We start from the raw sequence: 18,804 nt of genomic DNA on the forward strand, positions 1-18,804 counted from the left end.
CTCACGGATGAGAGGAAGGCACTATAAACCAGCGGGCGGTGACCACCAGCAACCTGCGGAGCTGATTTGAGCCGCAGTCATCTGAAACGCTGTCAGCACATCATCCCGGTCCATGGCCGTGAGTGTAGGACGTTCATACTCGGGAAGATCCTGGAGAGTCTCTATCGCCGCCTTTTCCTTTATTTCCATTTTTCCCTCTTTGTCTTTATGTTTGCGTTTTGACTATCAAACCTTGAGATTCCATTTGTTGCAAAACCGTATCGACATCCAGCGCGACATTCGAGTCTTCTGTTTTTCGAAAGTTCGTTTGAAGCTTTTCAGAAATCTGTTTGGGAGTGGATGGTTCACGAAGACTGGACCAGATGAAGGAGGATGTCCGGTTTAAAACGAAGAATTTACCTGTCGAAGGATGAAAAAGGATGACTTCATCCTGCAATGGCGCGGTTTCAATTCCCGAACTCTGTTGATAAAAAACGTCCGCTGCACTCTCGTGAAACTCGGCCATGACGCTAGTATAGCCGTTGGCTCTTTTCTGTCAATCTTTCATAGGAGATAGACCGGATCGGAGGATAGACCGGATCGGAGGATAGACCGGATATTTTTTATTGTCAGTGATCTTGTTTTTTGAAAAATTGTGAATCACCCATAAAATGATCTTGTTGTATTGATTGCGAAATGTTTTTATCGATCGTGGTTTACTTTGGATTGGCAGTGATGGGGTCCGGAATCCGCGGTGGTTCGTTGGTCTCTACGGAAACTCGAGTCTTTGCAAATAGTCCGGAGTCACTGCGCCGTTTTGCAATTTACTGGCGAATCATTTATCCGGGCTCCGATCTGATCCGCCGCATGTGGTTGCGAGCCATCGAGCGCCGCGCGGAAAGCGGCGGCGCGCTCTCCGCGACTTGACGATGTGCAGCTCATAGGCCGCGGCTGTTTTGCTGGTCGCCCAAACAATATTTGAGGATATGCGCCGGAAGGTCTGAAAAATCGCTACTTCTTTGGGATAATCCGGTACTGTTCACGACAAACAAGTTTGAACGGCGACTGGCCCGGAAGGTGGAGATCATTCGCGCTGACAAATATGAATTCCGAAGGATTGATTCCGAAAATTCCGTTTGCTCGTTTGCCTCGAAGAGTTTCAAGCGGCCATGGAACAGACTCTGTTGTCAATCTTCCGGCAACGTTTGCGGATTTTCCGCGGTAGGTGATCTGGAAAGGGAATTCGCCATCCAACTGACCGTTCGTGGGGTTGTAGCGTAAATCTACAGGTGCAGCAAGCCGCACAGAGTAGTCGTATCCTTTCCGAGTCTTTGCTTCCCATACAAAGCTTGTGGTTGCCTTTTTGCCGGTGACCAAATCCGTGAGACTGGCAGAGAAATTCAGGTTTGCCGGTCCAACATCATCGATTTGCTCCCAGACGCTGACATCATTCTGTTGGTAGATCCTGATGTGAGCATGTAAACTCACTTCAAGCGGTTTGGTAACAGTATCTGCAACGATCCAGCCCAGGGTAAGGATCGCGGTCAAAAGCATCAAAGTAATTGATTTTCTTAATGTTGTCCGGCTCATCTTGTCTCCTATTGGGTTTTGCAGAATGCGGCTGCCGAATAATAAAAACCACCTAACCCGATCGAGTGAATCAATACGTTAGCTGGCTGAAAAGATTCGCATTTCGTAATCACACGAATCGGACCGCACAACGGATCCGGTCTTGCATGATTCAAAGTCGGCGGGACGATTCCGTAATGCATGGAAAGGCACGTTGTGATCGCCTGTAAGGCGGAAGCAGCGCCGCCGGGAAGACCGATCATAGATTTGATGGAGTGCACCGCTAATCGTTCGAAATACTTTCCAAATGTTTGTGCGATCGCATTGGCTTCCAATCTGTCATACGCTACAGACGCTGATCCATTGGCATGGAGCAGATCGATGTCTTCCGGTTGCTTTTCGGCCTGTTTCAACGCTTCCCGCAAGGCTCGCACACTCGGTTGAAGATCCCATTCAGGATTAGGTGAGTAGTTGCGGTGCCGGCCGGCAGAGCAATTGGCATAGCCGGCCACGCGGGCATATACAGTAGCCTTTCTCGCGCGTGCCGTTTTTTCCGATTCCAACCACAAAGCGCCCGCTCCTTCACCCAGCACCACGCCATCTCTGTCGGCATCAAATGGTCGCGGCGAACACTCTGCTTCTTCGTTGTAATGCGTACTCAGTGAACCAGATGCGTTCAATGCCGCCATCACTTCCGGAATTAGCTCACAGTCCGTTCCGACAATCAGCATGCCGTCCACAAGACCGAGCTCTATCAATCGTATGGCCTGTCCTAAAGCATCAAGACCGGAATTGCATCCTGTGGTAATCGTAAGGGATGGTCCACGCAGATCAAAGAAAGAGGACAGAAGGGAAGCTGCGGAATGGTTAAAGAGATAAAAAGCCGTATCAGATTTGGGAGCGGTGTTGGAAATCCTCCAAAGCTCCGCTGCATCGAACGCTTCCCCAAGATTTGCGACTGAAGTACCTACAAATACACCAATACGATCGCGATTTATGGTGTCCCAATCAATCGATGCATCTTTCAGCGCGAGTGCTGCAGCGGCAATTCCCAATTCAATGGACCTGGGAAGTTTCTTCGGAACGCGACGTTCTCCATTCACAAAATCTTGCAGGCGGAAGTCTTTAATCTCGGCTCCGATCTTACACGCGGAACGCGATGTATCGCATCGAGTAATGTTGACGATTCCACTCTTGCCGCCAATCAGCGAATTCCAAAACGAATCGCGACCGCAACCGATGGCGCTTACCGGTCCCACTCCGGTGATCAGAACATGATTCTTTTCCATTCGAACTGTGCTATCAGAGTTTTTCCGTCAAAATGGCGACGAAGGTTGTAACCGCATCGACATAATTTCCCACGCGGATATTTTCATTTTCTGCATGCTGGTTGTTGTCCATGTTTACAGTTGGCACGGATACCGCCGGGATACCGAGTGTAATGACAAAAGGAGAGATGGGGATCGATCCGCCAACCAGCAACATCTTGACCGGGTCTTTTCCGAAGGCCTTCTTCAATGCGCGGCTGACCCAGGCTCCCGTTTCAGAATTGTATGGAGTTTGGAAAGCGCCGTACGAGAAAGACGCCTGGAGTGCAGCGATGCGCGGATATTTGAGTCGTTCCTCTTCGGTCGGTTCCTTTGTGACGACATAGTATCCCTGCTGCTCAATGTGTTTGCGAACCAGTCCGATCAATCGCTCCGGATCACTTTCGGGAACGAGTCGCAAGTCCAGCTCCGCCGTTGCAACGGCGGGAATGAGCGTCCGCGCTTCTTTTCCTACGAACAGGGAATTCATGCCGCGAATATTGAGCGAAGGATATTGCAGGGACTCCTGATACGTGGGCGCGACACGATCCGCTTCCGCTATTCCAAGTTTTTTGCGGATCTGGTTTTCATCATCAGGAACCTGCGCGAGTATCTCTTTCTCTTCAGCCGTGATCTCGACTCCATCGTAGAATCCTGGAATCGTGACCCGCCCCTGATCATCTTTCATGGATGCCAGAAGCTTTGCCAAACGTAAAGCAGGATTCGGCACATAGTTTCCATAGTGTCCGCTATGTTGCGGCACACGCGGACCAAAAACGGTGAGTGTAATATCGCAAATGCCCCGCGCGCCAAATTGAATCGTTGGTTGGTTGCTGATGTGACGTGGCCCATCGAAAATCAACATCATGTCCGCTGCAAGATCTTCAGAATATTTCTTCACTGCTGCCGCCAATTGCGGTGAACCGAGCTCCTCTTCAAAGTCCAGGATGACTTTCAGGTGATAGTTGGGTTTCTGTTTTAATTCCTGAATCGCGTCCAGTGATGCAAGAAACGCAGCGACAGGTCCTTTTGCATCCGATGCCGAACGGGCAAAGATGCGCCACTCCCGATCGTACTTGCCGGAAAGTCTTTCCCATGGAATTTCTTTCCATTGACCTGATGCGTCCAATTCTTTCAACACAGGTTTCCAGGGACTCTCCTGTTGCCAGTCCTCCGGTTTTACCGGCTGACCATCCACCTGAAGGTAGATGAGCACTGTTTTTTTCGCGTTGCTGCTGGATCTGCTCGCGAGCAGCAAAGGAACGGTTGGAGTCTCCAGTCGCTTGAGCGTAAAGCCACGTTTGGAAAATGCTTTTTCGCACCATTCGACGTTTTTCTGGAGGTCTTCCGGATAGTGCGCGTCATTCGGAATACTCAGCAAGTCGTGGAACTCGGAGAAGGAACGGACAGCGTATCGCTCAGAAACCGCAATCCAATCCGGCGCTTCGGCATGAGCAACTGTGATAAGAAAAATCAAAGCAAGCGGGAGTGTACCTTTCATCTTCACCGGGCGTAGCGGCGGAGCTCATCGAGATCGCCGAATTCGAGTTGAAGAAAGAAGGCCTGGTTGTCGCCGAGAGGTTGTTGCAGCGTCTCGTCTTCGCTCATTACTTTGCGATCCTCGAACCATACATCCCACTGCAGCTTATCTCCGACTTTTGCATCGGGTATCTCCAGCTCAAAGTAGCCGTAGGTGAGATCAGGCGAAAGGTCAATTGAGAAGAGGTGATCTCCCGCCTCGAGCTTTTCGAATGCATGAAGGCGATCGCTCTCGTTGTCCTTACCGTGCGAAAAAGAAGTCCGTAAATAACCTGGACTGTTCATGCTGATGTCGACAACTAATTTTCCTCCGCCTCCTCCAAAAACGACCGATGGAGTTTTGTCGAGTTCATCGGAGGAAGAACCGCCACCTCTGATCTTGTCATATCCCCACCAACCGGCGAGAACGAGAGCAGCTAATGCAATTCCTGTGATCTTTCTTTTAAGCCAGTCCCCCATGAATTCTCCCAATGTCGAGTATATTCATTAGGTCACAATTCATCAAATATCGAAATTCATCCGATTAAAGGAGCTTGTACTCTTTTAATTTTGTAGTCAGCGTTTTTGTTGTCACGCCCAGGGCCTGAGCTGATTTGTCAATATCCTGATCATGCTCGCTCCATGCTTTTTGAAGAGCGCATTTTTCCGCTTCTTCTGCCGCATGGCGACGGATTTCCGCCAGAGGAGCTTGCAGATTCAAATAATCTGCGATGCTTCCGGTGCTGGCAGCGGAGGCGGTAAGGATATCGTTCTCTTCAATCAACTGGCGATCACAAAGGATGACGGCGCGCTCCAGGCAATTTTGGAGTTCTCGAATATTGCCCGGCCACGAATATTGTAGAAGCTTTTGGATGGCTTTGTCCGACAATTTCAACTTCCCTCGTTTCAGTTCGCGGCTGAAAACCTCCAGGAAATGTTCTGCCAGAAGGGGAATATCTTTTTTCCGCTGTCGCAGCGGAGGAATGTGGATCGGGAAAACAGAAAGACGAAAGTACAGATCTTCACGAAATTCGCGCGCTTTGACCAGTTGCTCAAGATTCCGGTTGGTTGCTGCAATGATGCGGATATCGACATGAATGGATGTGGTACCTCCTACTCGGTCAAACGCTTTCTCTTGCAGCACGCGCAGAAGTTTCGCCTGCAGCGGGAGGCTCATTTCGCCGATTTCATCCAGGAACATGGATCCTCCTGCCGCCATTTCAAACTTTCCAAGCTTGCGGTGTGTTGCGCCCGTGAATGCTCCTTTTTCGTGACCAAACAGTTCATTTTCCAAAAGCATTTCAGGGATGGCTGCGCAGTTCACGGCTACGAAAGGTGATTGTTGTCGTGGACTGAGATGATGGATCGCGCGCGCGAAAAGCTCTTTCCCTGTTCCGCTTTCACCGGAAAGCAATACAGTAGCATCCGTGGGAGCAGCCTTCTGAATCGCGAGAGAAACATCACGGAATGCGCGGTCTTCTCCAATGATACGGGGGAATCCCAGACTCCTGGCGAATTCTTCCTTCAGAATCATGTTTTCAAACCGGATCTGCTGTCCTTGCTGCACCCGTTTTACCAGCATCAGGAGATGATGAATGTCCACCGGTTTGGGCAAGAAGTCATAAGCCCCATTTTTCATCGCTTCGACAGCAATTTCGATGGAGCCGAAGGCCGTCATAAAAATTAAGACATTGTCCGGATCTACTTCCTTTGCCACCCTCAGCAATTCAAGTCCTTCCACATGAGGTAAACGCACATCAGACAGGATCAACAGGTACTTCTGATTTCGGATTTTCTGAACGCCTTCAATCCCATCCCTGGCTTCTTCGACTTCGAACTGATTTTCTTCCAGCGCACGCCTGAGCATCTCGCGAAGAGATTCTTTGTCTTCAATCAAAAGGATTTTTTTCATTGATATCGACTGTACAGAGTCAGCTGAGTGGTGTATTTCACATTTCCGGTTTTGGGATCGTATTCATACTCGTTTCCTTCGGGATCGAGCGGCACCTGTTGCAAAAAACGCTGTGCTACGAGCTGTTCAAGGTTCAATGGCATTCGCCCAAACTTCTCGTGAAATGCGGAGATTGCGGCGCGAATCGTGTCGACATCAACCAGTACAGTCAGGTCATGTACATGCTGATGAGCGCTTTGTTTATCGCTGGGAGTGATTGCAATCTCATAGACTTCTGTCCACAAAGCAAGCGCCGCTTTTCTGTCACCCAATTTAAACCGCATGCTTGCGGCAATCCGTTTTGCTCCCGGTGGCGCACCAGGAATTTTTGACGTTTTGTCGAAGTAAGCATAGGCAAGCTCTTTGTCTTTGATGGTCATCATGCAATAGTATCCGGCATCCATGGAAAGGGCCCACTTGTCCGGGTTCTTGCGTAGACCTTGATCCAACAACTGCAATCCTGCTTTCGGGTTTCTTCCTTCATAAAACAGGAAGAGCGCTCCCATATGATAGGCATCCATGTATTGAGGATCGAGCTCCGTAATCAGGTCGTAAGTATGTTTTATATACTCCATCCGGGGTTTAAAGCCGGGATCACCGTAGTATTGAATAGACCACAAATAGATGAAATCAGCCAGCAAAGCGTGATAGCCGAATGAAGCCGGCTTTAAGTATTTCCCGGAGGGCAAATAGAGCAATGGGGATAAAAAGGTTTCATTTGCCCTGTATTTTTTATACAGGTTCACATGCATCAAAACGGCCAGAGAAAAAGCGACCAGGATCGCAAATACGATCAGAAAAGAGCTTCGAACTTTTGTGAAATTCATACAAAGTCTTTCTTCTGAAAGATTGCAATGGCACACAACAAAAGAGTGGTAAGGTAAAAGACCCAGTACAGCGTTGCTTCTCCAAAAAAGCCGGAGGGCAATGCAAGATTGTGAACCACCTGAGCGCGGACGTTGAAGATTTCCAGATTGGGCAGGACATAAAAGAGGACCGTGAGCACGGCATTCGTGAGTTCAGATGCGATGCGGTCCTTGAGCATGAGCAAACTCTCGGTGAGATGTCCCGCGAAAAAACAGGCAAGCGTCAGCATTGTGCTTAGCAAAGGTGTAGAAAAGGAAGAGAACAACAGCGCAATGCCGGTGATGATCAGCCACTCCAGATAAATCATATAAAAGGACAGCAGTATTCGAGGCGACGTATCTCCTTTCAGGTACAGTACCAGATAGAAAACGGCAACCAGGGTACAAAGGATCAAAAGCAAGGTGAAAGCCATGCCGAAAAATTTCCCCAGCATGAAGTGATAGCGGCGTAAAGGTTTGCTCAACACCATATAAATCGTCCTTTTTTCCATCTCCCGGAAAACAAGTCCAATTCCTATAAACACAGTGATCAAAACTCCGAAAAAATGGATTCCATTGATGCCAAGGTCCTTTATGATTTTCAGCTCATCTCCGACGGTCAACTGTCCGATAATCCAGGAAAATGAAATCAGTCCTACGGCGAAAAAAAACAACAGGTACAGAATCTTGCTGCGAATTGCCTCCTTAAATGTCAGCAGGGCGATTGCTTGGATTGCCTTCACCGTTACTCCTGAATTCGTTTCAAGTAGAGGTCTTCGAGCGTTTGTCTCTGCGGCACAATCGATTCAATTTCAAAATTTTGTTTTTCTGACTCTGTGATGATGGAATGAAGCTCCTTGATCGATAGAACCTGCAAAAGATACTGTGAATCCGCTTTTGTAATGACTTCATGAGGGATTCCATCCATCCGCAAATCCTGTTTGCAGTTGATGGTCACTTCGTAACCATCCACCTGTTTCATCAAGGTTTGCACTTTTCCTATCATCTGCACTTTGCCTTTGAGCAGTATCGCAACACGATCGCAGATCATTTCGGCGTCGGAAAGGATATGAGAGCTAAAAAGCAAAGTTCGTCCTTTCGCTTTTAAGGAGAGCAACAGATCGCGCACTTCTTTCCTACCGACAGGATCGAGGCCGGACATCGGTTCATCCAGAATAAGAAAATCGGGATCATTCACCAGGGCTTGGGCAAGTCCGATCCGTTGCAGCATTCCTTTTGAATACTTTCGAAGTGGCCTGTTAGCGGCATCGTTCAGGTGAAAGAAATGCAAAAGCTCCTCCGCTTTTCTTCCGGCCTGGTCTTTGGACATTCCGTGTAACTGTCCTGAAAACATTAGATATTCACGGCCGCTGAGGAATTCATAAACATAAGGATTCTCCGACAGGAATCCGATTCGAGCCATCGCCTTGGGTGAGGGAACAGGGTCTCCCAGCAATTCGATGGTCCCGGAATTAGGGTGTACGAGACTTAAGATGCATTTCAGCGCCGTTGTTTTTCCGGCGCCATTGGGACCAAGTAGACCGAAGATTTCTCCCTGCTCCACATCCAGCGAAACTTCCTGCAGAGCAACAATCTTTTTAGGGATAAAACCGGTTTTGTAGACCTTGGTGAGATTCGAAATTTTCAAAGCGACCGGCATAAGGATTCTATTGTAGCGCAGGCCTACCCGCCCGCACTAGAATTTCTGCAGACAGACTGTCCAAAAACGCAGGAAAGCACGCGGTTTGTGGTGGTGCGGGCGACTCGCCCGCAAAGACCTTGCAGACTGGGCATGGCGTTTGCGGACGCGACGTCCGCGCTACAGGCGTTTTTAGACAGTCTTTTTGCGTTACGATGTGTACGTGGGCGCGCTTCAGACTTCTGTCGTGATTGTGAACTGGAACGGCGCGCATTTTCTACCGGCGCTGCTGCAATCGATTGAGCTTCAACGCGTATCGCAAATCGTTGTCGTAGACAATCATTCTTCCGATGATTCCCTCCAGGTTCTGCGACAGTTCCCGTCAGTTCAAGTCCTTGCCAACACGGAGAACGTGGGATACGGATCGGCAGCAAATCAGGGGATAGAGATTTGCCATACTCCTTACGTCATGTTATTGAATGTAGATGTGGTCGCTCATCCGCGATCCGTTGAAATCCTCGAAGAGTATTTGAATAGCCATTCGGATGTTGCCGTTGCAGCCCCGCAGCTGCTTTTCGAGGACGGAAAACTGCAACCTTCCCTCAGGACATTTCCCTCACCTTTTTCTCTCGCTCTTTATCTTTCCTACCTGGATCGAATTGTTCCGTCAGGCTACCGTCTTCCTGCAAAAGAGCATGGTCAACTTCGTGAAGTGGATCAGCCCATGGGCGCCGCTTTGATGATTCGAAAGTCGGTGCTAGACGAGGTAGGTTTTTTTGATCCGAAGTTCTTTTTATATATGGAAGAGGTGGATCTTTGCTACAGAATCAAACAGAAGGGTTTCAAGATCGTTTACTTGCCGGAAGCGAAAATGACTCATCTTGCCGGAGGTAGCTCGGAGCAGGCATGGGAGCGCAGTCAGAGGAATTTTTTCGACAGCACATTCAGGTATTTTCGAAAACATTTTCCGGAATCGAAAGCGCGAATGCTTCGGTTTCTATTGCCTCCGGCCCTTGCATTCCGTTCGTTGGTTTTGCTTTTCGGTGGACGCTTTCGCCAGAGTAAGTTTTATCTCAAGGAAGCCTGGCGTTCTTGGCGTCTTGGCGGTTAAGACTGAAGTAATTGCCGCAAAACGTACGGAAGGATACCACGGTGCTGATAGTATTCCACTTCAATGGGCGTATCGATTCTCAGAATGACCTTTACTTCTTCCGAACTGCCATCGGTGCGATGAATTCTTAGCGTCACGTGTTGTTGCGGTTTGATTCCGTCTTCGAGACCTGTTATATCAAACGTCTCGGTGCCATTCAGTTTTAGCGTGCGGGCATTGGTTCCTTCCAGGAACTGGCATGCCAACACTCCCATCCCTATGAGATTGCTGCGGTGGATACGCTCAAAACTTTCCGCGATCACCGCGCGTACTCCGAGCAAACGGGTACCTTTTGCGGCCCAGTCACGAGAGCTGCCCGTTCCATATTCCTGTCCGGCAAGGATGATGAGTGGAACTCCTGCGCTCTGATATTTCATTGACGCGTCGTAAATCGTCATCTGCACTCCATCCGGATGGTAAATTGTTACTCCACCTTCGACGCCGGGAACCATTAGGTTTTTGATCCGGACATTCGCAAATGTTCCACGCGTCATCACACGATCGTTTCCGCGTCTGGCGCCATAACTGTTGAAGTCTTTCTCTTCCACTCCATTCTCGAGCAAATATTTTCCTGCCGGGCTGTTCTTTTTGATGGCGCCTGCGGGACTGATGTGATCGGTGGTAACGGAATCACCAAAGATGGCCAGTGGCCGTGCTCCATGGATATCGGTAACCTTGGAACTCTGTGTGCTGAACTCCAGAAAAAAGGGTGGTTCCTGAATATAAGTAGAATCCGGATCCCATTTATAAACTGCGCCTGTGCTGGAAGAAATCTCGTTCCAGAGCGGATTCTGGTTCGCGAATTCACCATAGAGCCGTTTGAAGGTTGAGGGATCCATTGCCGTGCGCATCAGATCGCTGACCTCATTGAGGCTCGCCCAGATGTCTCTTAAAAAAACATCTTTGCCATCCTTTCCTTTCCCGATTGGTTCTGATGTGAGATCAATGTCAACTTTTCCAGCGAGAGCAAATGCGACAACTAGCGGAGGACTCATCAAGAAATTCGCTTTGATGTTCTGATGCACCCTTGCTTCAAAATTTCGATTGCCGCTCAGCACACTTGCCGCAATCAGGTCGTTCTTCGTAACCGCTTCTTCGATGCTGGGATGCAACGGTCCGGAGTTGCCAATGCAGGTGGTGCAACCGTAACCGACAAGATTGAAACGCAGATCGTTCAAATACCGGCTGAGTCCGGTTTTTTCAAGATATTCAGTGACCACACGGGATCCGGGCGCCAGTGAAGTTTTCACATAGGGTGGAACTTTGAGTCCTTTTTCTACTGCCTTTTTTGCGAGCAGGCCGGCCGCCAGCATTACACTGGGATTGGAAGTGTTTGTGCACGATGTGATGGCGGAGATAAGAACAGATCCATGACCAATCTCCGTCCGTTTCTCGGGAGTTTGCACTACATCTTTGGGAACTTCGTCCGGAGTGGGGCGGTTGTTGATCATTTCAAGCTCAGTCCATGCGCTGGTTCCCTTACGTTCGTTTGGCGCTGTTGCCTGTTCACCGCCGCCACTGTGACTTGCCTGTGTGCGTCCATTCAGGTGTACAGGAATACGGAGCGAAAGATTTTCGGTTTTGTTGTAACCGTTTTCCGAGACCGGCTTCCGGAGTAATTGCGAGAACCTGTTCTTCAGATCCCCGAGTTCGATCCTGTCCTGCGGCCTCTTCGGACCGGCGACAGAAGGACTGACTTCGTGAAGATTCAGCTCTAATACTGTAGAGTAATCGCACTGGTCCTTTTGCGGAATTCCGAAAAGCTGCTGCGCTTTAAAATAGTTGCGGAAAGCATCCACATCTTTTTCCCTCCGACCTGTAGCGATTAGATATTTGCAAGTCTCTTCATCAATGGGGAAATATCCCATCGTTGCTCCGTATTCAGGAGCCATGTTTGCAATCGTTGCGCGGTCCGGCACAGCAAGAGAGGTTGCTCCCGCGCCGTGGAATTCAACAAACTTCCCAACCACTTTCGCTTTTCGGAGCATCTCTGTTACATGCAACACGAGATCGGTGGCTGTCACTCCGTCGCGAAGTTTTCCACTCATGTGAACTCCCACGACATCGGGAGTCAGGAAATAAACAGGTTGTCCGAGCATTCCGGCTTCGGCTTCGATTCCACCAACTCCCCAGCCCACGATCCCAAGACCATTGATCATGGTTGTATGAGAATCCGTGCCCACAAGCGTGTCCGGATAAAAAACTCCATCTTTGCTGAGCACACCTTGCGCGAGGTATTCAAGATTTATCTGGTGAACAATTCCAATTCCCGGAGGTACAACGGTAAAGCCGTCAAAAGCCTGAGTTCCCCATTTCAAGAATTCATACCGGGCGCGGTTCCTTTGAAATTCTATTTCCATGTTCCGTTGCAAAGATTCACGGGCGCCGAAAAAATCGACCTGCACAGAGTGATCGATGACAAGATCCACCGGAACCAGAGGCTCGATGATTTTGGGATTCTTTCCCATTCTGTCGACAACGGACCGCATCGCAGCAAGATCGACCAGTAAGGGAACGCCTGTGAAATCCTGGAGCACAATTCTTGCCACAATAAAAGGAATTTCGGCTGTTCTTGCTTCATTCGGTTTCCAATTCGCCAGCGAACCGATGTCCTGTTCTTTGATTTTCAGTCCGTCAAAATTGCGAAGAACGGACTCCAGTACGATTCGAATGCTCACCGGCAAACGGGATACGGGCCCGATTCCTTCCTTTTCAAGCCTCGGCAATGAATAGAAACTACCTTCTTCAAAATTCTGCAACGTATTGAATAGATTGTGCGCCATAGATGTCCTCTTACATTCATTATAATTGTTTTATGCGAGTGTCTGTGATCATACCGGCCCTCAATGAGGAGGAGTCGATCGGGCCGGTTCTCGACCACATTCCCAGGGAACTTGTTTCCCAGATCATCGTTGTGGACAACGGATCGACCGACCGGACTGCTGAGATTGCAAGGGAGCGCGGAGCTCATGTTGTGCGTGAAACGCGCCGCGGATATGGACACGCCTGTTTACGCGGCATCGAAGAGCTGCAGAATCCTGATGTGGTCGTATTTCTCGATGGTGATTTCAGCGACTATCCGGAAGAGATGAGGAGCTTGATCGAGCCCATCCAAAAGGACCAGGCAGATCTGGTAATCGGCTCGCGCTCAAGTGGTGAACACGCAAGAGGCGCGTTGCCTTCTCATGCTGCGTTTGGTAACAGGCTCGCGAGCACGTTGATCTGGTGGTTTTTCGGGTTCCGGTATACTGATCTCGGGCCATTTCGCGCGATCCGCTATGAAGCTTTGAAGAAGCTGGAAATGGTGGACCCCACTTTCGGTTGGACTGTGGAGATGCAAATTAAGGCCGTTCGCAAGGGTTTACGAATTTGTGAAGTGCCGGTTTCTTACAGGAAACGGATAGGAGAATCAAAGATCAGCGGCACCATTTCAGGCTCTGTAAAGGCTGGTGCCAAAATTATCTGGACGATTCTGAAATATCGCTTTCTGCCGCCGGCGTCCCCAAGGCTCCTCATGATTCTCTTCCTTTTATATACTTTTGCGGGTCAAGCCCAACATCAAGAGATCGTAAACGTCCAGGTCGTGAATCTACAAGTGTCCGTGCTGGATAAAAAAGGAGAATTTATTACCGAGCTAACTCCTGAAGATTTCCTTGTCTGGGAAGATGATACAGCACAGCAGGTTCTCGATCTTGAAATTCAACGTGAGCCTTTTTCGATCGGGGTTTTGATCGATACAAGCAGCAGCATGCAGTCCGTATTTCAGATCACGGGGCGCGGCACCACAGATTTCCTTTCTTCCCTTCGTCCGGATGATGAGTTCTTTGTGATGACTTTTGATGATCGCGTTCAAGTTCAACAGGACCTGACGAAAAAAGCGGATAGCCCTAAGAACGATTGGAATGACTTTCGCTATGGCAATCGCACAAAACTGTACGAAGGCCTGCTCGGCTCTCTGTATCGATTGTCTAAAGCAACGTATCCAAGGCGCGCTCTCTTTTTGATTTCCGATGGGGTCAATACAGGGGGTTCAGGCAATCTCAACCAGGCGATTGAGCTGGCTCAGAAAAACAAAGTCATCATCTATAGTTTGATTCTGGAAAATTCTGACGCGGATTTTAACACTTTGCGAAAATTATCGGAGAGCACGGGCGGCACTTACTTCATTTTGTATGATGAATTTCCCCGGCTTCAAGCAGCTTACAACAAAATCGCGATGGATCTCGCCCACAGGTTTACTCTTTATTACAAGTCGATTAGCGATTATTCGAGCGTGAAAAAGCCTGAAATCAAAATTCGGATGAAGAATCCGGACTGGTCAGTCCGCTTCCAGCGAGCTTATTATGGAGCGCAGGCTTCCAGCCTGCATTAAGGGCCGCAGGCTTTTAGATGCCCGGGTTCCGTAACTGGCTAAATCGCCCCGCATTCATTATCATTTCTGTGCTTTTTGGAGGAGAGATATGTCAGAGGTTGTAATCAAAGTGCTCAAAAACGGACCGTTGCGCGTGGAAGGAAAAGTGCAGCTAATTGATCCCCAAGGGAATGTGATCGCCGGCGATAAGGAAAAATTCTCACTCTGCCGATGTGGTCATTCTTCAAACAAACCTTTTTGCGACGGAACGCATAACAAGATTGGCTTCCAGCACGAGGATGCCTGGACACCGCCACCTCCACCACCGCCACCGAAACCCGAAATTTCATGAGAACTCGTGACGACATCCGGAATCTCGCGATCATCGCGCATGTAGATCACGGGAAAACCACGCTTGTGGATGCGATGCTCTGGCAAAGTGGCATTTTCCGTGAAAATCAGAAGGTCAACGAGCGCGTAATGGACAACATCGATCTGGAACGCGAGAAAGGAATCACCATCATGGCCAAGAATCTGGCCGTCTGGTACAAAGGGGTCAAGCTCAACATCGTCGATACTCCGGGTCACGCAGATTTTGGAGGTGAAGTGGAGCGCACGTTGAACATGGTCGATGGTGTGATGCTGCTGGTGGATGCGTCGGAAGGTCCATTGCCGCAAACTCGTTTCGTCCTGAAAAAAGCTCTCGAGCTGGATCTGCCTTCCATTGTTGTGATCAATAAAATTGACCGCAGCGACGCTCGTATTCCGGAAGTCCGGAATGAAGTGTATGACCTGTACATTGATCTCGATGCGAAAGACAGACAAATCGATTTTCCTATTCTTTATACAAACGCGCGTGCGGGAATTGCAAAGACGAATCTGGAAGAGGATTCGCGAACTTTGATTCCTCTTTTCGAAGAGATTCTGCGAACGATTCCTCCGCCCCGTTTTGACGAAACCGCGGACCTGCAGCTCTGGGTTACTAATGTGGATTACAACGACTACCTGGGACGATTGGCAATTGGGAAAATCATCCAGGGAAAAATCCATGAAAATGAGGCGGTTTCGATTTGTAAACTCGATGGCAATCTTGAGAATACACGGGTCACAAAAGTATTTGTGTTCGACGGACTCGGTCAGAATGAGGTATCGGAAGCCGGCGCAGGAGACATTGTCGCTATCGCCGGAAATGAAAACGTGACCATCGGTGAGACGATCGCATTTGCCGAAAATCCGCGCGCTTTGCCGGTGTTGAAGGTAGATGAGCCAACGATTTCCATGTTTTTCAGCGCCAACATCTCCCCCTTTTCAGGTCAGGATGGTAAGTACGTCACGGCAAGACATTTGCGCCAGCGGTTGGAACGCGAACTGTTGCGGAATGTCAGCTTAAGAATGGAAGTGCACGAAGGAGCAATGGAAACATATCGCGTGATGGGGCGGGGCGAATTGCAGATGGCGATTCTGATTGAGATGATGCGGCGGGAGAGCTATGAATTCGAGGTGTCGAAACCCGAAATCATCACGAAAACAGAAGACGGTATTTTGCTGGAGCCAACTGAGCACCTGATTATCGATTGTCCGGAAGAATACATCGGGGTTAGCACGCAAAAAGTCGGGATGAGAAAAGGGCACATGCTGAATATGGTGAATCATGGCAAAGGTCGTGTTCGGCTTGAGTTTCAAATCCCAACCCGGGGTTTGATCGGCTTTCGTTCGGAATTCCTAACCGACACGCGGGGCACGGGAATCATGAATCATCTTTTTGCGTCCTTCGAACCGTGGCTTGGAGAGATCACGACCCGGAGCAATGGAGTCCTTGTATCGGACCGTGATGGGCGCGTGACTGCGTATGCGTTGAACAACCTTCAGGACCGCGGTGAGCTTTTTGTGAAGCCTGGTCAGGACGTTTACCGCGGAATGATCTGCGGACAGAATTCGCGAAACGTCGACCTCTGGGTGAATGTCACGAAGGAGAAAAAACTGACGAATATGCGCGCTTCCGTTGCTGACGATGCCATTCGGCTGATTCCTTTCACTGACATGGGACTCGAGAAGGCCCTTGAGTTCATTAATCCCGATGAGCTGGTCGAAGTTACCCCACGTTCCATCCGGATGCGCAAGAAAAAGATGTAATTTTCACCGCAAAGAGCGCAGAGATCGCCGAGAAGAAAGATAATTCTGTTTTTCCTCTGTGTGCTCTGCGTCCTCTGCGGTAAAATACCAGCCATACCCATGGAAAGAAGGAAACTGCTGCGTCATTACGGTTTTAGCGTCGGCCGTTTTCCTTCCGGGCCCAAGAATTCCCTCACCGACGTGCCGGGCGTCCGAGTCGGACACAGCACCATCATTGAAGGGACCGGCCGCCGGCGCGCCGGAAACGGACCGGTTCGCACGGGAGTTACGGCGATCATCCCTCACGACAATGTATATATGGAGCGGCTCATGTCCGGCGCTCATATCCTCAACGGAGCCGGCGAAGTCAGCGGACTGATTCAAATCCAGGAGTGGGGACTCATCGAAACGCCGATTCTGCTGACAAACACGCTGAGTGTCGGTCGTGTCAGTGATTCCTGCGTGAAATGGCTATCTGAAAAACATCCGGACATGGGTGATCTTTATGATGTTGTGATTCCTGTGGTGGGAGAATGCGACGACAGTTTCTTGAATGATGCGGTGGGCCGCCACATCAAACAAAAACATGTCTTCGAAGCTCTGAATAGCGCTTCTACTGCGATGGTCCCTGAAGGTTCGGTCGGCGCCGGCACAGGAATGGTATGTTGTGATTTTAAAGGTGGAATCGGAAGCAGCTCGCGCGTGATCAAAGTCGATGACCAACAGTTCACGATCGGGATTCTGGTCCTCTCCAACTTTGGGCGCATCGATGATTTGCGGGTCCTTGGAGTTCCCGTAGGACGAAAATTATCTGCATCTTTTGCTGCGTTGAAAAAACGGTCGGATAATTACGGATCTATCATTACCGTTCTCGCAACCGATCTTCCTTTGAGCCGATTTCAGATCAGCTGGCTGTGTAAGCGCGCCGCTCTCGGGATCGGAAGGTGTGGAAGTTTTGCAGCGTATACGAGCGGAGAAATTATTGTCGGATTGTCTACAGCCAATCAAGTGTTGCGCGAACCTAAATCCGGTTTGCAACAATTCACGTACATTCTCGATCAATTCATGGATGACGCTTTTGAAGCTACGATCGAAGCGACGGAAGAAGCAATCATCAACAGTTTGATCAACAATCACGACATGGTCGGAGCCAACGAAAACTTCGTACCTGCTATTCCTGTCGATAAGCTCATGTCCGTGATGCACGCCGCCATCGGCTAATTTCAACGCAAAGACGCCAAGACGCAAAGTTTTTTCTCTGTTATGATTGCGATAGAGATTCAGGGGGAGCTCAGTTGGACCATCATTCACCACAGCCGGAAGAATCATCGGCTCAGAACGCTGCAAACCTTCCGCGGTTCGGACGCTACCAGCGAATCGAACTCATCGGTCAAGGAGGAATGGGGAAAGTTTATAAAGCCTATGATCCTGTGCTGGATCGATACGTGGCATTGAAACTCATTCAATCCAACGCGCCTGAGTCTGCAATCCGGTTTTCCACAGAAGCAAAAGCGCAAGCCAAAGTGAACCATCCGCATGTGTGCAAGATTTACGAAGTAGGCGAAGCGGAAGGCATCCGCTACATTGCTATGCAGCTGATCAACGGCAGAGCACTCACAGATGTTGCTCAGGAACTGAACTTTCCGCAGATTGCAAAGATTTTGAAGCAAGTGGCGGAGGGAGTACATGCAGCACACCAGGCAGGTTTGATTCATCGCGATCTAAAACCGTCGAACATTCTTGTGGAAAAAACGGAGCAGGGGGAACTCATTCCGTATGTGCTCGATTTTGGATTGGTTCGCGAGATGAATGCCGGTGGTCTTACCCTCAGCGGAGTATTGATCGGAACTCCAAGCTATATGTCTCCTGAGCAAGCAAGGGGGCAAACGCGTGGCGTAGATTCGCGTACCGATGTTTATAGCCTCGGTGTCACCTGCTACGAGCTTTTGACAAAAAGTTTGCCTTTTGAAGCAGAAACGACTGTCGATATCCTCCTCAAATTACTGAACGAAGATCCCGCCTCGCCGCGCCAAAAAAATCCTGATATTCCGGCCGATCTGGAGAAGATTGCATTGAAATGCTTGGAAAAAGACCCAGCTCTTCGTTATCATTCCGCGCTTGCGCTTGCTGAAGACCTGGGCCGGTTTATCGAAGGGGAACCAATCCATGCTCGCGCGCCGAGTTTGGCCTACCGGCTCTCCAAGAAAGCAAAAAAGAATCAAGCTCTCTTTCTAACAGGCGGCCTTGCTGCAATCCTGCTTCTTGCCTTCTTACTCTATATTCTGGGAGTTATCTACCGGCGCCTGTCACAGTTTGAAATGGCGCATGGCCAGGATCCTGATCAATCCCTGCAGTCTTCGATTGATGCTTTGCAGCGGGCCAT

General features: G+C 49.4%; 18 protein-coding genes and 1 pseudogene. 8 read left to right on the top strand and 11 right to left on the bottom strand.

The window, feature by feature from the left end; genetic code table 11:
* Nucleotides 1-21 precede the first annotated feature (21 nt).
* Together L0156_11235 and L0156_11240 are read right to left on the bottom strand one after the other, a co-directional pair.
* A complete protein-coding gene (locus tag L0156_11235; GenBank protein ID MCI0603572.1) occupies nt 22-189 on the bottom strand; it encodes a hypothetical protein in 168 nt (55 codons plus the stop codon).
* Nucleotides 190-205: 16 nt separating this feature from the next.
* The gene (locus tag L0156_11240; GenBank protein MCI0603573.1) at nt 206-505 is read right to left on the bottom strand and encodes a PqqD family protein; all 300 of its coding nucleotides are present in this window, start codon (nt 503-505) and stop codon (nt 206-208) included.
* A gap of 170 nt (nt 506-675) precedes the next feature.
* Between L0156_11240 and L0156_11245 the strand changes: the two genes are divergently transcribed.
* On the top strand, nt 676-906 hold the full coding sequence (locus tag L0156_11245) for a hypothetical protein (protein MCI0603574.1): 231 nt from the start codon (nt 676-678) through the stop codon (nt 904-906).
* 84 nt (nt 907-990) lie between these two features.
* Here L0156_11245 and L0156_11250 read toward each other — a convergent pair whose 3' ends face one another.
* The 8 genes from L0156_11250 to L0156_11285 form a co-directional block, all read right to left on the bottom strand.
* Nucleotides 991-1,569, bottom strand: a complete 579-nt coding sequence (locus L0156_11250) for a hypothetical protein (protein ID MCI0603575.1) — start codon at nt 1,567-1,569, stop codon at nt 991-993.
* Between the two features lie 8 nt (nt 1,570-1,577).
* Complete coding sequence (locus L0156_11255) at nt 1,578-2,837, bottom strand: beta-ketoacyl-[acyl-carrier-protein] synthase family protein (GenBank protein ID MCI0603576.1); 1,260 nt, start codon at nt 2,835-2,837, stop codon at nt 1,578-1,580.
* 13 nt (nt 2,838-2,850) lie between these two features.
* Nucleotides 2,851-4,356 (bottom strand): M20/M25/M40 family metallo-hydrolase, encoded by a 1,506-nt coding sequence (locus L0156_11260; protein ID MCI0603577.1) that lies wholly within the window; start codon nt 4,354-4,356, stop codon nt 2,851-2,853.
* A gap of 2 nt (nt 4,357-4,358) precedes the next feature.
* Nucleotides 4,359-4,853 (bottom strand): hypothetical protein, encoded by a 495-nt coding sequence (locus L0156_11265; protein MCI0603578.1) that lies wholly within the window; start codon nt 4,851-4,853, stop codon nt 4,359-4,361.
* A 64-nt stretch (nt 4,854-4,917) separates the two neighbouring features.
* Nucleotides 4,918-6,285, bottom strand: coding sequence for a sigma-54 dependent transcriptional regulator (locus L0156_11270; GenBank protein ID MCI0603579.1), 1,368 nt, complete (start codon nt 6,283-6,285; stop codon nt 4,918-4,920).
* Entirely contained in the window at nt 6,282-7,151 is an 870-nt protein-coding gene (locus tag L0156_11275) for a hypothetical protein (GenBank protein MCI0603580.1), read from the bottom strand. Before L0156_11275 ends, L0156_11270 begins: the two co-directional genes overlap by 4 nt.
* On the bottom strand, nt 7,148-7,912 hold the full coding sequence (locus L0156_11280) for an ABC transporter permease subunit (GenBank protein MCI0603581.1): 765 nt from the start codon (nt 7,910-7,912) through the stop codon (nt 7,148-7,150). Before L0156_11280 ends, L0156_11275 begins: the two co-directional genes overlap by 4 nt.
* Before the next feature lie 2 nt (nt 7,913-7,914).
* Complete coding sequence (locus L0156_11285) at nt 7,915-8,829, bottom strand: ABC transporter ATP-binding protein (protein MCI0603582.1); 915 nt, start codon at nt 8,827-8,829, stop codon at nt 7,915-7,917.
* 184 nt (nt 8,830-9,013) lie between these two features.
* On the opposite strand from L0156_11285, the gene L0156_11290 reads away from it, so the two are divergent.
* Nucleotides 9,014-9,919, top strand: coding sequence for a glycosyltransferase family 2 protein (locus L0156_11290; GenBank protein MCI0603583.1), 906 nt, complete (start codon nt 9,014-9,016; stop codon nt 9,917-9,919).
* Here L0156_11290 and L0156_11295 read toward each other — a convergent pair.
* A complete protein-coding gene (locus L0156_11295) occupies nt 9,916-12,741 on the bottom strand; it encodes an aconitate hydratase (protein ID MCI0603584.1) in 2,826 nt (941 codons plus the stop codon). The genes L0156_11290 and L0156_11295 overlap by 4 nt on opposite strands.
* Nucleotides 12,742-12,773: 32 nt before the next feature.
* Here L0156_11295 and L0156_11300 point away from each other — a divergent pair.
* The 6 genes and pseudogenes from L0156_11300 to L0156_11325 all read left to right on the top strand — a co-directional run.
* Nucleotides 12,774-13,439, top strand: a pseudogene (locus L0156_11300) (glycosyltransferase family 2 protein).
* A gap of 33 nt (nt 13,440-13,472) precedes the next feature.
* On the top strand, nt 13,473-14,330 hold the full coding sequence (locus tag L0156_11305; protein ID MCI0603585.1) for a VWA domain-containing protein: 858 nt from the start codon (nt 13,473-13,475) through the stop codon (nt 14,328-14,330).
* Nucleotides 14,331-14,418: 88 nt separating this feature from the next.
* On the top strand, nt 14,419-14,661 hold the full coding sequence (locus L0156_11310; GenBank protein ID MCI0603586.1) for a CDGSH iron-sulfur domain-containing protein: 243 nt from the start codon (nt 14,419-14,421) through the stop codon (nt 14,659-14,661).
* Nucleotides 14,658-16,442: a translational GTPase TypA gene (gene typA / locus L0156_11315; protein MCI0603587.1), complete on the top strand. Its 1,785-nt coding sequence runs from the start codon at nt 14,658-14,660 to the stop codon at nt 16,440-16,442. The genes L0156_11310 and typA overlap by 4 nt, the downstream gene beginning before the upstream one ends.
* Before the next feature lie 99 nt (nt 16,443-16,541).
* Nucleotides 16,542-17,642 (top strand): P1 family peptidase, encoded by a 1,101-nt coding sequence (locus L0156_11320; protein MCI0603588.1) that lies wholly within the window; start codon nt 16,542-16,544, stop codon nt 17,640-17,642.
* A 74-nt stretch (nt 17,643-17,716) separates the two neighbouring features.
* The coding region (locus tag L0156_11325) for a serine/threonine protein kinase (protein MCI0603589.1) at nt 17,717-18,804 on the top strand (1,088 nt) is incomplete at its 3' end.

The sequence above is a fragment of the bacterium genome (genome assembly GCA_022616075.1).
Lineage (GTDB): Bacteria > Acidobacteriota > HRBIN11 > JAKEFK01 > JAKEFK01 > JAKEFK01.

Coding starts and splice junctions, on each gene's coding strand:
- L0156_11235 (MCI0603572.1), bottom strand. CDS start 189: ATGGAAATAAAGGAAAAGGCGGCGATAGAGACTCTCCAGGATCTTCCC.
- L0156_11240 (MCI0603573.1), bottom strand. CDS start 505: ATGGCCGAGTTTCACGAGAGTGCAGCGGACGTTTTTTATCAACAGAGT.
- L0156_11245 (MCI0603574.1), top strand. CDS start 676: ATGTTTTTATCGATCGTGGTTTACTTTGGATTGGCAGTGATGGGGTCC.
- L0156_11250 (MCI0603575.1), bottom strand. CDS start 1,569: ATGAGCCGGACAACATTAAGAAAATCAATTACTTTGATGCTTTTGACC.
- L0156_11255 (MCI0603576.1), bottom strand. CDS start 2,837: ATGGAAAAGAATCATGTTCTGATCACCGGAGTGGGACCGGTAAGCGCC.
- L0156_11260 (MCI0603577.1), bottom strand. CDS start 4,356: ATGAAAGGTACACTCCCGCTTGCTTTGATTTTTCTTATCACAGTTGCT.
- L0156_11265 (MCI0603578.1), bottom strand. CDS start 4,853: ATGGGGGACTGGCTTAAAAGAAAGATCACAGGAATTGCATTAGCTGCT.
- L0156_11270 (MCI0603579.1), bottom strand. CDS start 6,285: ATGAAAAAAATCCTTTTGATTGAAGACAAAGAATCTCTTCGCGAGATG.
- L0156_11275 (MCI0603580.1), bottom strand. CDS start 7,151: ATGAATTTCACAAAAGTTCGAAGCTCTTTTCTGATCGTATTTGCGATC.
- L0156_11285 (MCI0603582.1), bottom strand. CDS start 8,829: ATGCCGGTCGCTTTGAAAATTTCGAATCTCACCAAGGTCTACAAAACC.
- L0156_11295 (MCI0603584.1), bottom strand. CDS start 12,741: ATGGCGCACAATCTATTCAATACGTTGCAGAATTTTGAAGAAGGTAGT.
- L0156_11305 (MCI0603585.1), top strand. CDS start 13,473: ATGATTCTCTTCCTTTTATATACTTTTGCGGGTCAAGCCCAACATCAA.
- L0156_11310 (MCI0603586.1), top strand. CDS start 14,419: ATGTCAGAGGTTGTAATCAAAGTGCTCAAAAACGGACCGTTGCGCGTG.
- typA (MCI0603587.1), top strand. CDS start 14,658: ATGAGAACTCGTGACGACATCCGGAATCTCGCGATCATCGCGCATGTA.
- L0156_11320 (MCI0603588.1), top strand. CDS start 16,542: ATGGAAAGAAGGAAACTGCTGCGTCATTACGGTTTTAGCGTCGGCCGT.